Annotated in this window: 8 protein-coding genes; 4 read left to right on the top strand and 4 right to left on the bottom strand. The window is 50.0% G+C overall.

The annotated features are described in order from the left end of the window. Positions 1-287 precede the first annotated feature (287 nt). The gene (locus ACN0YR_RS13695) at positions 288-1,607 is read left to right on the top strand and encodes a 3-deoxy-D-manno-octulosonic acid transferase (RefSeq protein WP_417849799.1); all 1,320 of its coding nucleotides are present in this window, start codon (positions 288-290) and stop codon (positions 1,605-1,607) included. 75 nt (positions 1,608-1,682) lie between these two features. On the opposite strand, the gene ACN0YR_RS13690 is transcribed toward ACN0YR_RS13695, so the two are convergent. Next, the gene (locus ACN0YR_RS13690) at positions 1,683-2,654 is read right to left on the bottom strand and encodes a metallophosphoesterase (RefSeq protein ID WP_417849798.1); all 972 of its coding nucleotides are present in this window, start codon (positions 2,652-2,654) and stop codon (positions 1,683-1,685) included. 58 nt (positions 2,655-2,712) lie between these two features. Next, positions 2,713-3,288: a PEP-CTERM sorting domain-containing protein gene (locus tag ACN0YR_RS13685; protein WP_417849797.1), complete on the bottom strand. Its 576-nt coding sequence runs from the start codon at positions 3,286-3,288 to the stop codon at positions 2,713-2,715. 748 nt (positions 3,289-4,036) lie between these two features. Between ACN0YR_RS13685 and ACN0YR_RS13680 the strand changes: the two genes are divergently transcribed. Both ACN0YR_RS13680 and ACN0YR_RS13675 read left to right on the top strand, forming a co-directional pair. Continuing rightward, positions 4,037-8,638, top strand: a complete 4,602-nt coding sequence (locus ACN0YR_RS13680; RefSeq protein ID WP_417849796.1) for a PQQ-binding-like beta-propeller repeat protein — start codon at positions 4,037-4,039, stop codon at positions 8,636-8,638. Beyond that, positions 8,635-9,861 (top strand): amidohydrolase family protein, encoded by a 1,227-nt coding sequence (locus tag ACN0YR_RS13675; RefSeq protein ID WP_417849795.1) that lies wholly within the window; start codon positions 8,635-8,637, stop codon positions 9,859-9,861. Before ACN0YR_RS13680 ends, ACN0YR_RS13675 begins: the two co-directional genes overlap by 4 nt. A 76-nt stretch (positions 9,862-9,937) precedes the next feature. Here ACN0YR_RS13675 and ribD read toward each other — a convergent pair whose 3' ends face one another. Together ribD and ACN0YR_RS13665 are read right to left on the bottom strand one after the other, a co-directional pair. Then, complete coding sequence (gene ribD / locus ACN0YR_RS13670; RefSeq protein WP_417849794.1) at positions 9,938-11,053, bottom strand: bifunctional diaminohydroxyphosphoribosylaminopyrimidine deaminase/5-amino-6-(5-phosphoribosylamino)uracil reductase RibD; 1,116 nt, start codon at positions 11,051-11,053, stop codon at positions 9,938-9,940. A 335-nt stretch (positions 11,054-11,388) separates the two neighbouring features. Next, a complete protein-coding gene (locus ACN0YR_RS13665; protein ID WP_417849793.1) occupies positions 11,389-13,527 on the bottom strand; it encodes a hypothetical protein in 2,139 nt (712 codons plus the stop codon). A gap of 713 nt (positions 13,528-14,240) precedes the next feature. Between ACN0YR_RS13665 and ACN0YR_RS13660 the strand changes: the two genes are divergently transcribed. Then, a complete protein-coding gene (locus ACN0YR_RS13660; RefSeq protein WP_417849792.1) occupies positions 14,241-14,780 on the top strand; it encodes a hypothetical protein in 540 nt (179 codons plus the stop codon). Positions 14,781-14,832 lie beyond the last annotated feature (52 nt).

The following is a 14,832-nucleotide window of genomic DNA, read 5'->3' as shown; positions in this document are numbered from 1 at the left end:
GTCGGGCGGAAGAATGGAGATCTCAACCGTCGAAGTAAGGAGGGCAACGATGTCTCAATCAAGACATGCTGATGTGTTCAGGGTATATCGTGAACCACTTGAAGTCAACAAAATCATACTTTTAACTGTTGTGACGCTTCCGTAAAAGCCGTAAACAACGCGGTTCACGCAAGGCACACAGTCAGAGTCGGCAAATTCGGCTAGCCCGGTTTTGACTATTTCGAATAGAGTTTCATTCTTCAGTTATTCGCCGTCTGGAAAATGAACTTTAACAATCAGGGACGATTGTGCCGGGAGTTCTGTTCAATCTGATTTATCTCGTTCTCATTGCAGCCATCTCGCCAGCATTGCTGTATCAGAGATGGAGGCATGGGAAATACCGTGAGGGGTGGGACCAGAAACTCTGGGGGCGTTTACCCGAACGAAAATCGGTCGCGACAAAACGTGTCTGGATTCATGCCGTGAGCGTGGGTGAGGTATTGCAGTTGCAACAGCTTATCCGTCAGTTACGGAACAACAGTCGCGACCCGCTCGATATCCTTGTGACGACGACTACCCAAACTGGTTTTCAAGTTGCCAGAGAGAAATTGACCGATTGCGAAATCTCCTATTTCCCTCTCGATTTTACCTGGAGTGTGCGCGAAGCCTTGAAACGCGCTCAGCCCGATTTGATTGTCCTTGTCGAACTCGAAATCTGGCCCAACTTTTTGACACGCGCCTCGTCGCTGCAGATTCCGGTGATGCTGATTAACGGACGGTTGAGCGAAAAGAGTTTCAAGGGGTATCGAAAAATTCGGTTCCTCATGTCTCGCTTACTCAATCGGGTCGGAAAGATTGCGGTACAATCAGAAGAGTATCGGCAACGCTTCCTGGAGCTTGGCTGTGCTGAAGAACGGATTCTGGTGACTGGATCGATCAAGTTTGATGGAGTTGAGACCAACCGCCAGCGGCCGGAAATCGAGGAGCTTCGCAGGTTCTTCCAAATCCAAAGGGATGAATTTGTATTCATTGCCGGGAGCACTCAAGACCCTGAAGAAGAGATGGCGTTGATCACCTTTGAAGAATTGCGCCGACAGAATCCAAAGAGCAGGTTGATCATCGTCCCCCGTCATCCTGAACGTGGCGAAGCCATCGCTCAGCTGATTCAGGAACGTGGGCATACAGTCATTCGACGATCTCAACAGTCGGCCCAAAAGCCTTCGAGCAACGAGCCGCCGCCGGTTGGTCTTCTTGATACTGTTGGCGAATTGAGTCACTGCTGGGCGCTCGCTGACTCAGCGTTCGTGGGTGGCAGCTTCGGCAATCGTGGAGGTCAAAACATGCTTGAACCAGCAGCTTACGGGGTTCCTGTCTGCTGCGGTCCGAACACACGCAACTTCCGGCAGATCGTCGAGATTCTGAAATCAGAAAACGCCCTGCGAATCGCTCAAAATCAAGACGATCTCAATAACTTCGTTTGTGAGTCATTCCATGATTCAGGTTTTGCGACTGCAATGGGGCATCGTGCCCGTGATCTCGTTCTCTCTCATCAAGGGGCCACTCAGACGACTGTTCATCTCATCCTTGAAAAACTCGGTGAAGAGCGGCGAGTGAATCGGGCAGCATAATTGCCAAGGATGCCCCGTATCAGTGGATGCCCAATATCAGTTGCCGGTCATGAATTGCGGCAGAGCAACATGATGTTACGGTTTGACCTGATCCGTGAGGTTGATCGTCTTTGGGACGTCATCCATTCCGTAATACTGGTGCTGGATGCCGGTTTCATTGACGATCACAATACGAAATCCAGAGGGATCTTTACCGAGTGGGCGACCGACCGGGCCAGTGGTGATCATTTCCATCTCGCCAGCTCGACCGTAGGCATTGCGGTGATAGTGGCCAGCGAAGATGGCACGAACTTCAGCCTGTTTGAGTTGATCGAGCAGTGGCGTTCTTCGCTCCAGCGGAATATTGAAGTACTGGTCCGGCTCATCTTCTTTCTGTAGAAACATCGGGTGATGCTGAAACAGAAAGATATGCTTAGCCTTCTCCTTTTGCGCATCGAGAAGTTTTTGCTGAAGCCAGGTCTGTTGAGCAGCGAGCACTTCCGGAGCACCAGTCGGATCTTTCAGGACGCTGGAATTCAAGACGATGTTGCAGACCCCACCAACCCAGAACGAAAAATAGTCATCACCAAAATTCTTCTGATAACTGGCGATCGATTTCGATGTCGGTCGATTGCCAACGTCGTGGTTTCCGCAAACGCAAACCAAAGGGATCTCAGTGTCGACTTTTGAAAAATCCTGATGGTATTGTTCGACCTGAGCCTGATAGCGACTTTGATTCGGGGTGGCGTTTGTCAGGTCACCACAAACAATAACAAATCGGGGTTGAAGCCGATTGATATGTTCGACCGCTTGCTGCGTTAGTGCTGCTTCCTTTTCGAAACCTTTGTTTCCAGTGAACATGCCGTATTGAGTGTCAGCGAGCTGCAGGAAAAAGAAGGGACCTTGCCACGATTGTTCCCGCGGAGAGTCGAACGCCTTGAATTTTCGGTTCGCTGCTTGAGTGAATCGTTGATCCACTACAACAGGGGCCTCATCCTCTCCGGATGCGTTAGGCATCCACATTGAAACGGCGATGAGAAACAGTGTCGCAGGGAAAAACAATCGCATCGTAGATTACCCGGTTAAGTTAGCGATGGGATTCAAGGTTCTCGACTGGTCTGTTGACCTAAGCTTCAGTAATTTGCTCTGTTTGTTTACGGCGACGACTACAAACGCCGAGTGCAATCGCTCCCATCATCAACAAAGTGAGTGACGACGGTTCCGGGACTGCGGATGCTTCAGTAAACGTGAAATTTGTAATCTCAAGTGTCACAGTAGGTCCAAGTGAATGTACAGAGGAGTATGTGTTCGCTAGGAAACTGAACGTATCTCCGGCCAAAACGCTCAAGTCAGTAATACTTCCTACAGCAATATGATTGTTGTTGGCAAGTGAAGTGTTGTTAAACGTGTAGTCAACCACATCCAGAGAAGATCCGATGTCGATGTTTCCAGCACCACTTCTCGGCCGATGGTCTTGGCCAGATGCTGTGACGAAATGTTTGAACTCATAGTCGAAACTGATTGTCCCACTCGCAGTAAACGTGTCGGTCATCTCAAGCAGTGAATCGTAGTTCGGACTTCCAGGAACCAAGGTTGATGTCCAGAGGTGAGTACCGTCAGACAGGTCTGAAATTATCCCGGCATCAACGGAAGGAGAAGCGAAGACGAAGAGTAACAGACAGTATAAAGCAGGGGACTTCATCAAAAAACTTTCAAAGGTGAGAGGAGGGGGGCTGGTAAGGCGGGTACCTTACTGGCGGAAAGTCTTAGACGCCAGCGCAACACGAAAGAACAACATGACTTCTGAAGTTCTGGGGAGTTATTGATCAGTCAGGGTTTATGTTTCGTGGGGTTCGGCCAGTAGATTCTTGGCGAATTGACAGGGTGATCGCTGTTCTTTACGGGCCCATTCAGCTCAAGTCTCTCTATTGCTTTGGTGTGTTTGAGAACTGTGATTCAGATGCTGAAAAGTCGAACTGATTGATCTGAGGGAAGGGGTTTCCGCAATAAAGTATTTTCCCTTTAAGGCTGCCGATGTCGCTGCTGTTTACTTGGTGGTCAGCTAGCCGTTTAATCGAAACGAGATGATCACCACAATGATCAGGATTCCTCAAACTGATCGCGTTCACATCTGTCATTCAGTGAAAGGGACAGGAGGAGGGTTATTGGAGGGCAGTTACTCTTGCAAAATGTTCTGACAATTTCCCTTATCAATGCAGGAAATACGGAGTTCAAAAAAATGGAATATGCGATTCTGGGTGTTCTGTTTTCATCGAACCCGGTGAAACGCCTTATGTATTCGCACAACTTGTCGTCTATTGGGTTGCCTCCTCCGACCTGAAATTTTGAGAATCACTCTATGCTGGTCACTCCAGATGAGTGACAATAGAGCAATGGTCCATGCAATTTGAAATTGCTTTGAATAAGCACAAACTGCCCTCGCGGAAATCATGATCAATCTCACCAAATCATTTTCGTTGTTGATTCTTCTACTCCTTCTAATTCCATGTCAGCCTCTCTCTGCACAAGGTCAGAAGGAGGAGAATGGAGGGGAGAATCCGATTGGGAATTTCTTCCGTGGTTTGAACAAAGAAGTCCGTGACGGGGCGAAAGAGATTGAAGATGCCAAGCAGGGGCGGGACCAGCTCGATTCGCGTCCGCCGCAAAATCAGGATTTCGAACGCCGTTTAGAACAGGCCAAGACGTTCCTGGAACAATCACGCTTCCATGACGCTGTCGAAATTCTGCAATATCTCAATGGGATTGAAGAAGACTTTTTTTTCTTTGGCGAGAAGCAGCAACTCGTTCCCGCTCATTCTGAAGTCTCGAAGCTATTGGCCAATCTGCCTGGTGATGCAAAGCGGAACTATCTAAACCGCTTCGGTCCGGTCGCGATGCGCGAACGCGACATCGCTTTGGCACAAGGAGATCTCAAAGGTCTGAATAAAGTTTCCAGACTCTATGTTGCAACTCAAGGAGGACAGTCAGCTGCCTATACCGCAGCCTTGAGCTTGTTTGACCAGGGGCATTTAGTCGCTGCCTCTCGGGCCTTTGAAGAACTCGCTCACAACACCGATACGGAACAGACGAAAAAGCGATTTGCAATGCGAGCCATCAGCAGTGCCGCACTCGCCGGCGACGCCGCGCTGGTTCAACAAATCGCAGAACAGTTTTCAATTTCTCTGGAAGAGATCACCTTCCTGCCGACTTCGATTGTTTCAGGAAGAGAAGAGTTTAATGATGCCTCGACACAATTAGTAAGTTCATCACACCAACTTGAGAACCCGGCTGATCCGCAATTCCTTCCAATCTGGACTCAGAGAACGATTGATCGTTACGACGTTGAACATCAAGTCAAAAAATTGTTTTCTGATCTGAAAGAAACGAATCGTGCGATCGTGAGCACAAGTCAAGCCGTTTTGAGCGGCAACATTATTGCCTACAGGACGCTCCGGGCTTTGGAAGTTCGCAATCTTCAAACGGGTGAACTTCTCTGGGAAAACAGAGCGGCGTCAAATATTGAAACGCAGTTTTCGCAATCCGCCTCGGATGATGAGATTGAGTTACGCTATCGTGGACGGGTTCCTGAACATCATCCAGTGACCAGTCTGATGTTGCGAGATGCGATCTCACGAAGTCTAACGACTGATGGGAGGCATCTCTTTGCCATCGAAGGACATGAAGTGATCTCAAGCACTTCGCGGGGGTATGCGTGGCAAAGACGTACAACTCAGAAGGATCCAGAGGATGAGAAATTCAGTACGAATGAAATTGTCGCATACGATTTCAAGACTGGACGCGTACGATGGCGGCTGGGCGGGAAACTGATCGAAGATCCTTTCTCGCGACCACTTGCAGGAACATTTTTCTTTGGACCGCCAGTCAGCGACGGTTCAGACCTGTTTGTCATTGGGGAGCGTGACGGCCTGATCTCATTGTTTTCGCTCAATCCTCAGACTGGCGAGGTCCTCTGGAGCCAGGAGCTTGCGACCCCGTCGAGAAGCCTCGTCGACGATCAGGTGCGACGTTTTTGGCCCTGTTACCCTTCGATTCAAGATGGGATCATCGTTTGCCCGACAACTTGTGGCTGGCTGGTCGCTGTGGATCGTTCAAGCCATCAACTCCTTTGGGCATCTCGGTTCTCGACACGTTCAGATAAACGGCAACGTTCTCGTGGTGGGTTCGCTGTCCAATCTGTTCAGAACTTAAATCATCGCTGGATGACTGCTCCACCCGTCATCGTTGGGAATTCCGTCCTCGTTACTCCTCACGAACTTCCAAATGAATATGGAAGCGGGGAGCTGGCATCGATTTGTTTTGACCTCCGGACTGGTGAAGAACTCTGGAGGCAAGCCAAAGGAGACGGCCTCTATCTTGCTGGTGTCGACGGGGAGAATGCAATTTTCGTAGGCGGGACATCTGTCATCGCGAGAAACATTGAAGAGTCCGGGAGGCTGGTTTGGAAAACACAATTTTCGGTCACCTCCAGTAGACCCTCGGGACGGAGCATCATCCTTGATCGACATCTCTTCATCCCCGTCGAAGGTGATCAACTTGTCGAGATCAGCTTGGAAAAGGGAGAGTTAGTTTCTACGAAAAAACTGGCGTCATCTGAGATTCAATTGGGACACCTCTATTACGGAGAGGATCAGCTAATCTCGCTGTCTGCGTTTGATCTTTCCGCGTTCCCGGTGCGAAAGCTTTCAGACGAAGAGCAAATGGAACTCGAACGGACTTTCGTCTCCGAAGTCGTCGCGATCGAGTTTCTCCTCTCCAACAATAAATACGTGGAAGCGCGACATGCCATTCAGGAGTTGCGCTCTCTTCGACTCTTTCAGGAAGTCTCTGCACAACAACAAATTGTGGTTGACCAACTTGAATGGGACTCGATCGAACAAATTATTCTGAATCACGAGGATCTCGCTGAGGAAACTCTTTTGGAGATGCAAACACTTGCCAACACTCCTACAGAGTTAATGCGTTACAAACGTTTGGCAGCTGATTATCAGCTGAAAATGGGAGAATGGAAGACTGCACTGCAACTGTATCTTTCATTGCTCGATCATGCCGAGATCCTCAATCACTACGTCCAGACTGGGACTCGCAAAGTCCGTTACGATGTGTGGGCTGGAGGGCGTATCCAGGACTTACTTGAGGCGAGGACGGACGAGCAAAGGGCTGAGGCTGTCCAGCAAATTGCTTCGCAAATTTCGTCTATTGAAGGCTCTCTCGGTCGCAGCCGAACGGCGCGCGTCTTCCACTTTCTTTCGCTGGGTCAACAACTTGAGCTCGAGCTTGCGCTGGATGCCAGAAAGAACTCCCGGATTTCGGAGTCACTCATCCGACTTCAACGTGTCACAAACTCTCCCGCTCCAGAGCTTGCCAGTGTTGGCTGGTCCGAGATGGCAGACATTTTGACTGAGTTGAAATCGTTCTCGGATGCAAAATCTTGCTGGGAACAGGTTCTGAATCGACCGGATGTTCCACTTAGCGCTGCCGGGACAAGTCACGCGGTCGCGGTCGAGCGACTTGCTCAGCTGAAAGCTCATTCATCTCAGCCAAGCCGGTCGACTTCATGGGGTGACGAATGGGAAACCGTTCGCACGGGGACTCAAGGTCGAGAGGACAACCTTGCTGTGATTGAACCTGTTGGTCAGGGTTTTGAGTTTGTGAATCAGTTCCGCTGGTTATTTCAAAACCAGCATCAACGGCTGCGGATTGAAAATGCTCACTCAGGCGAGTTCGTTGGATCGTTCCCGCTTCGCTCGATGTCGAACAGTTCACATCGTTCGAATGTCGGTCTGCGATACGCTGGATCGATGAGTTATGCCGTTCACCGTGGTGCCATTCACGCCTTACACTTTCCTGATCAGCAAGTCGCCTGGACTTACACACCGAGCGTCAGTGGGTTGGCCATGAGCCGTCTGCGGTCGCCTTCGCAACGTGTCACAAACCTCTTGTCAAATGTCAGTACCTTTCGTGGTACGAGCAATCTGAACTCCTACACGACCCCGACTGGAATTTTGCTGACAGCGAACGAATATTGCGCACTTGCGATCGACGAGGAAATTCATGCTCTGGACGCCTTGACTGGTGAACTTCTCTGGACGGAAGAAGACGCCTCAAGACGGGCGATTGTGGAACCATACGCGGATCGATTCATTCTTACCGCGGACGCAAAATCACACTTTGTTCGAATGCTCGATGGGAAGCAGTCAACTCAACCACTTCCGGACAACTTCCCCGTTCAGTGCTTACAGATCGATGGAACAGAGTCTGTACAGCTGATTCGAAGTGACGATGAGAAACGCTGGGATCTTCAACGAGGTGCGATCGAAGATGCTAATCCGAAGTGGAGCATCGAGATTCCCTCTGATGTCTCGATGATTCAGTTCGATGAGCAGGCTCTCGGTTACCTGACGCCTGAGGGTGAACTTTCGCTGATTGACCTGCGAGATGGGACAAAAAAACTGATCGGAGAAATTCCCGCAAAGTTGATGAAAATTCAGAAGCGAGTCTATTCCTATTCTGATGATGAGTTCATTTTTCTCATTGTCTCTCATGGGACTGCGAAGTCGACTTATGTGAATTTGCCCTCTTTAAAAGCTGCTGGGACGTTGCTGACCTTCTCGAAAGAAGGGGGACTATTGTGGTCTCAATCAACCCAAGAGCTGAGCGAGTTCTTTGATTCGCAGGCTGAAAAAGAGAATCCTCCCGACAAGGAAGAAGAGGAACAGGAGAACGAAAACAGCACTGTTTGGGGAATGAACTTGATTGTCAAAGAAATTCGACAGTCCCCTGTGCTGATCTTTATCAGTAGTCGACCAGAGAACCGGGACAAAGTCTATTTTCGCAGACTCACAATGATCGGTTTCGACAAGCGAACCGGAAAGCGAGTCTTTGACTGGAGTCGCATCTCGAATTCTGGAGGTTTCTCGTACCTGCATGTGAACACTCACGATCGTTACATCGACATGCGAACCTACAACGAACGGCTCAAAATTCAGCCAGTCCAACCCGTAGATCGACTCGCAGATGGGGCTGGAAAGTGAGACGCTACCGAGCCCGCTGGCTCTTTCCGGGAGATGGGCCACCGATTCAGAATGCAACAATCGAAGTCTGCAACAACGACATTATCAATCTGTCTGATGAAGATTCCGATGCAGTTGACCTTGGGAATGTTGCCCTCATTCCGGGGTTGATCAATGCACATACGCACCTTGAGTTCTCATCCATATCAGCGCCGCTTCAACCCCTGAAAGACTTCACAAGTTGGATTCCCTCAGTCATTGCCTGGAGGCAGGAGCACCCCGACGGAGTTTCAGCAGCGATTCAGAAAGGTCTCGACGAAACCATTCATTCCGGAGTCACCACTGCCGCTGAAATTGCCACGACAGACTGGCGAAGCGATAGTGGAGTTTCATCGAGTCCGCTAAACGTGCTGATGTTTCGAGAGTACCTTGGTCTCTCAGATGAAGCGGTCGATTTTCAGCTAAGCAGCGCTCGCGAATTCTTACAGCAGCCGGGCTCAGAGCAGATCAAGATCGGGCTGAGTCCGCACTCTCCGTATTCGCTGCACCCTGATCTCTTCGAGGGCCTCTGCCAGCTTGCGGAACAGCATCAGGTTCCGTTGGCGATGCACCTGGCAGAGTCACCAGAAGAGTTGGAGTTACTGGAAACCGGAGGCGGAAAGCTGGCAGCGATGCTACAACAGCTGGGCGTTGCCCGCCCTGAACTCTTTAAAGAAACTCGAAGCCCGCTCGATTATTTACATCGACTCGATTGCGGCGTTCCTGTACTGGTTGTTCATGGAAACTATCTTGGTCGACGAGAGATCGAATTTCTACAGTCTCGGCCAAATATGGCTGTCGTGTATTGCCCACGAACGCAGGCAGCGATGCAGTCTATCGATCATCCCTGGAAGGAGCTTCTGGCGGTCGGTATCAACGTTGCTCTTGGAACGGATAGTCGTGCTTCAAATCCAGATCTTTCAATCTGGAAAGAACTCCAATTTCTGCAGAGGCGCCATCAAGAGATTCCCGCCAGCGAGCTTCTGAAACTGGCTACAATCAATGGAGCGCACGCACTGCAATTGGACAGAGTTGGCTTACTGAAGCAGGGGCACATCGCTGATTTGTGCGTTGTTTCGCTTCAAGGAGCTTCTCTTGAGGATCCGGAATCGAGTCTTTTCGACTCAGGGAATCAACCTGCAGGAGTCATGAAGCACGGAGAATGGGTGGTCACTCCACAAGCATTGAAAATTCTTGAGCAATAGAGCAGCTTTAGAATTGCTGTTCGCCTCGAGGCAGAACCTGCAAACCAATTCAAAAGATGCACCAGTTTTGTTCAGATCAATGAACACGTCCGTGGATGTAAAGATCTCCATCAAGAACTTCGATGTTGTGTTGTCGGAGTTGGACCGCGTTTTCCATCGACTCTAACCCGAATCCCCCGAATGGCGAGAGGGCGTTCGCTCCTCCGATGAGTTTGGGGGCAATGAAACAATGAACTTCGTCGACCTGCTGAGCGTCGAGGAATGCACCCAGAACGCCACTGCCAGCTTCGATTAAAACATTGGTCAGTTGTCGCCGTCCAAGTTCTTCAAGAAGACTTATGATGTCCAGTAAACCCGTTTCAAGGGTTCGTTGAATCTGGATCACTTCGACACCATATTTTTTCAGATCAGCGACTCTGGCTGGGTTGGCTTGATCACTGACAAACAATAAGACCGGGGATTCATGTGCTGTCTTCACTAGGTTGGAGTCCAGTGGAAGTCGAGCTTGCGAATCTAAGATGACTCGCAACGGAACTCGTCTTCCAGCGGGTCTCGCGGTGAGTAAAGGGTCGTCGGCGAGGACTGTTCCAATTCCTGAAAGAATCGCATCCATTCGTCCACGAAGTTGATGGACGATTGCTCGTGATTTCTTATTCGAAATCCATTTTGAGGACCCCGTGTGTGTCGCAATTTTTCCGTCTAAAGTCATCGCCCACTTCGCATGAACAAATGGAAGATTCTGCGTGAACAGTTTGCGAAATGGAGCAATTAAGTTTTGAGCTTCTGCTTCACAGACACCAACATCAACCTGAATTCCGGCCTCTCGAAGTTTCGTGATTCCAGTTCCGGCGACATGTGGAGCAGGGTCAACGGTCCCGATCACCACACGAGAAACACCTGCAGCGATCAGCGCATCTGCACAGGGAGGAGTTTTCCCAAGATGGGAGCAAGGTTCGAGCGTGACATAGATTGTCGCTCCTCTTGCTTGTGTTCCGGCAGCTTGCAGAGCCACGACTTCCGCATGCGGACCACCGAATTCTGCGTGGAAGCCCTCTGCAATGAACTTGCCATCTGCAGTCGTGATGACAGACCCAACTGCGGGGTTCGGTTCCACAGATCCTATCGCGGAGCGAGCAAGTTCAAGTGCTCGCTCCATGAAGGATTCGTCGTTCAATACCGGTTGCGAACTCATTCCGAAAGATCCGAACCTGAAGGAGAGTCGTCAGCGATCCTTGAGCGCGGCCAGTGAGGCCGCAACTCGTCAGGAAGGCCAATTCAGATGATCTCTTTGCTCTCACAATATCTGAAACGTTGAGCAGGTTGCTCTACTTTGTGCTCATGCCGAACACAGGTCTTCATTCGATAAAATCTCTGAAACTGATCCTGAAACCTGAGTTGGCACTCTCAAACCCTATGGAGAGTGTGCATTGCACAAGTTTCCGGACCGGTTCTAAGTAGCCTGGATATTAAATCCTTATTCGCATCCCATGATGAACAGAAAATCCGTGACTGTTCATCAACGATTCTTTAATCAGGCAGCCAGAGTTTCTTTTCGCCAGACTCTGATTCCTGGGGTTGAGCCGTCCACCCTGCCCCTCCATCTCCAGAGGTCTGCGGAGTGATAATTGCGTTCTCCCAAGGTGGATCGATTTCCAATGTTTGAACGAACTGTTCCAGTCGCTCGCGAACGACCGGGAGCTTTGCTCCGTAGTAGTTCCAAAGTTCAAGCAACAGATGATTGAGTTCGGGATCGTTGAGGTAACGTGAACGGAACTGCAGCTCTCGCATTTTCCACATCAGCTGAGCTTCGAATGGTCCCCCTTGGGACTTTGTTTGCTCGAATCCAAGCTGAATCCATTCCAGTGCTTCGTCTTCTTTTAAAGAACGGCTGCAAATGTCTGCGAGATTTGCGTAAGCCTGTTGCGTTTCTTGTTCGTTTTCCTTGACCAGGTGAGGTCGATTTTTGAGAAACTCAGTTAGAGTTCGATAACCGAATCCACAGTGCTTCACGACCAAAGCACGCTGCATTACAAGATCAAACAGTTTGTCCGACATCCCTTCGAAAGAAATGTCTTGAAGTTGAGTGACCGTCAGCGTGTTGAGATCCAAGTCATCTGATGGCTGGATCGGCGTCGGATGCGGGATGTTCAACTTGTCGCGAAGTTCTGCCTGATCGAGGATGATATCGCGACGATCCAGGAAGGAATCGAAAACTCGAACTGATGCGGCGAGCGCAACTTTTAAGTCTTCGTCCTTGCTGGCTTCCAGCGGTGTCTTTCCGTTTAAGGCTTTCTGAGGAGAGTTTGCCCAGGTCTCATGAATGCATCTATCGATGAACTCTTTTCGGAGCTTCTGCCGAATCTCAGACGGAGTCTTCGGAGGGAAGAACGCCGATTCTGTGAGTACTAAATCGTCTTCGGCATACCAGGAGATAATGTCGGAATCTTCGAGCTCTTCTTCATCCTTCTTCGCGGGGCTGACAAGCTCTCCAGCAGCCGCCTCGAAGATTTGGATCGATTGATCCAGACGTTTTCCTTCAATGGCTGTTACATGAGCCGCTGCCGGTGTCGAAGGATCGGCCTGATCCACCAGCATCAGTCGGCCGATGGAACGTGGAGCGGATTCTAGCGAAAGCTCTTCAAGTTCTTTTTCAGTGGGAAGGTTTCGGTCGAGAATATCATACGAGGCTGAAATCCCGGTCTGCTCTTCCATTACAGGGACGCGACAGAGTTGGTCGTCGTTGTCGAGCCGAGTCAGCAATTTCGAGAGTGACTCTGTTTCATAGCTGACCATACGTGAAGGGATCGAGTTCTCTTTCTGTCGCCGGTCTAGCAATTGAGCCAGCGCTTCCAGATCGACTGCCTGATCAAAATTCTCGTACAATCCGGCAGCTTTGTGAAACGCCTTGGCTGCGTTCAGTTCATCGCCATCCCAGGCCCGCATCAGTCCGATGGTGTGCCACAATTGTGGGCTTGCGGGATCGACTTCCGCGATCTTGTCGAGAATGTCTGCCGCTTCGGAAAAGCATCCATGAATGTAGAGTCGCTGCGATTTTTTCTGCTGCGCTTCCATCTCTTGAGGAGCTTCATAAGTCGGCAATGGGTGACCGCCTCGAAGTGGATACGGCACAGTCGTGTCGGCATCAAGTTCGAGCATCGCCATCAAGGTGCGCTGGCGATCTTCTTCAGACCCCAGTCGCAATACAATTGCCATGTGCTGCCGGGCAGCCATGTCACACTCGATCTCAAGGAAATGGGAGACCAGCTTTCCAGCAAGAATCGCAACCAATTGATGTTCATCAGCCATGCTCTTCAAGAAGGCACGATGAATCACCTTTTTGCTTTTCTCCATGGTGTCGGACTGAACCACAGCCAACGCCAGCATCGCATTCGCGAGCGGATGTTCAGGGTTTTTACGCAAAAACGGAATCAGGCCATCACGAGCTTCTTCAAAAGCCTCTCGGTTGAATAAGGCCATTGCTCGCTGCGTGACTAACCAACCATTGTCAGGATGCTCTTTAAGCACCTTGTCGATGAGTTGGATCGCCATGTGTGGCTGGTTGTTTTCTTGGAGCCGTTCGATTTTCGCCATTTCCGGGAGAATCGCCTGGCAGCAGAATTTGACTTTCTTTCCACTGCCGCACGGGCAGGGTGCATAAGAATCCATGAGTAATGTTTCTCCTATGGATGACTTTGATCCACGGTGATTTTTGAATGGCAGTCATCACCGTTTCTCGACGTCAAAATTTTTTCACAGCCTTCAATTTTCTTCGCAATCTTCAGTTGTTCACACTTTTCAATAATATCGCTGTTTCCAGTGAGGCCCGGTTTCGCACGATTGCTCTCGTCCAATTCACCTGAATTGGACTCTCAAGCACCGAGAAGGCTCAGCATGGATTTATTTCTGGAGATGTTCTTTCTGCGCGAGTCGGTCTGAATTTCCCCGGTCTCTGTGCAGTCTCTTCGTAGTTTTTATCAACATCGCTCCTACAAACTCTAATCAAACCACTGACGAATTCCTAGCGCGGTCTCTCTGTGAGCAGCCAATTTCGGGTATCCAACAGATGCGTCTCCCTGCACAGCAACTGTATTCAGGCCATGGATTTAGGGTTTTTGGGCATCTGTCAATCACCCACCGGAACAGCTCCTGCATTCTCAGAAACTCTTGCTGTGGCTTAGAGAGTCGGCAACCTGAGCTGACGAAAAGTTTTTGCCATCAAACCAGAAAACGATGCGAGGACGGTTTTTCTCAGGCTTTGAGAGGCCATTTTGAGTTTCTTGGCCAGTTTGCTTTTCCGTCTGTCTGTTTAGAACGCGAACACCAATTTGGAAAATGCTATAGTTTTGCGTGAAAATCAGTTCTCCGATTGAGAAGTTGCAATGTTAGCTGACGACGTTCAATCTCACTTTCCAGCTGGCGTCACTTTGCCTGAGCCGATACGTGCTCTTTGCGAATTTCTGGAAGCAAATGGATACCCGCTGAGTGGTTGCTTTGAAATAAGCACCATCGGTGGTAGCGACTTGCAGGCCTGGTTCCCAAATGACACTACGATGCAGAATCGATTTGCCGTCTTTGGGCGTGGTTCTACCGGTTCGGTGTATGCGATCTGGCTTCAAGATCATGGGGATGCTGACGCCTCTCCTGTTGTTGTCCTTGGCTCCGAGGGGGAACTACTCGTCCTCGCAACTGACACAATGCAATTTTGTCGGCTGCTGGGCTGCGGATACGACGAACTTGAGTGGGACAATCTTTCCCAACCTTCATCCGGGTGGGACGACACAAAACCGCTTCGTGAGTGGCTGGCTTCCCGCTTTGACATCGACTTTCCGACGACCGGCAAGCAGATCGTCGATGTAGCTCGAGATCGCTATCCTGATTTCTCCGGGTTCGTTCAGTCGTGGTGGGACGCCAACGCCTGACTCAGGAAAGTGGATCGCTTTCACATACAGAATAGAGAGGCAGCCCTGAATG

It is taken from the genome of Thalassoglobus sp. (genome assembly GCF_048270125.1).
Classification (GTDB): Bacteria; Planctomycetota; Planctomycetia; order Planctomycetales; family Planctomycetaceae; genus Thalassoglobus.
This window is presented reverse-complemented; position numbering and strand designations above follow the sequence as displayed.

Bases quoted from the DNA above. Each gene is read 5' to 3' on its own strand.
- ACN0YR_RS13660 (WP_417849792.1), top strand. From the start codon at position 14,241: ATGTTAGCTGACGACGTTCAATCTCACTTTCCAGCTGGCGTCACTTTG.
- ribD (WP_417849794.1), bottom strand. From the start codon at position 11,053: ATGAGTTCGCAACCGGTATTGAACGACGAATCCTTCATGGAGCGAGCA.
- ACN0YR_RS13680 (WP_417849796.1), top strand. From the start codon at position 4,037: ATGATCAATCTCACCAAATCATTTTCGTTGTTGATTCTTCTACTCCTT.
- ACN0YR_RS13665 (WP_417849793.1), bottom strand. From the start codon at position 13,527: ATGGATTCTTATGCACCCTGCCCGTGCGGCAGTGGAAAGAAAGTCAAA.
- ACN0YR_RS13690 (WP_417849798.1), bottom strand. From the start codon at position 2,654: ATGCGATTGTTTTTCCCTGCGACACTGTTTCTCATCGCCGTTTCAATG.
- ACN0YR_RS13685 (WP_417849797.1), bottom strand. From the start codon at position 3,288: ATGAAGTCCCCTGCTTTATACTGTCTGTTACTCTTCGTCTTCGCTTCT.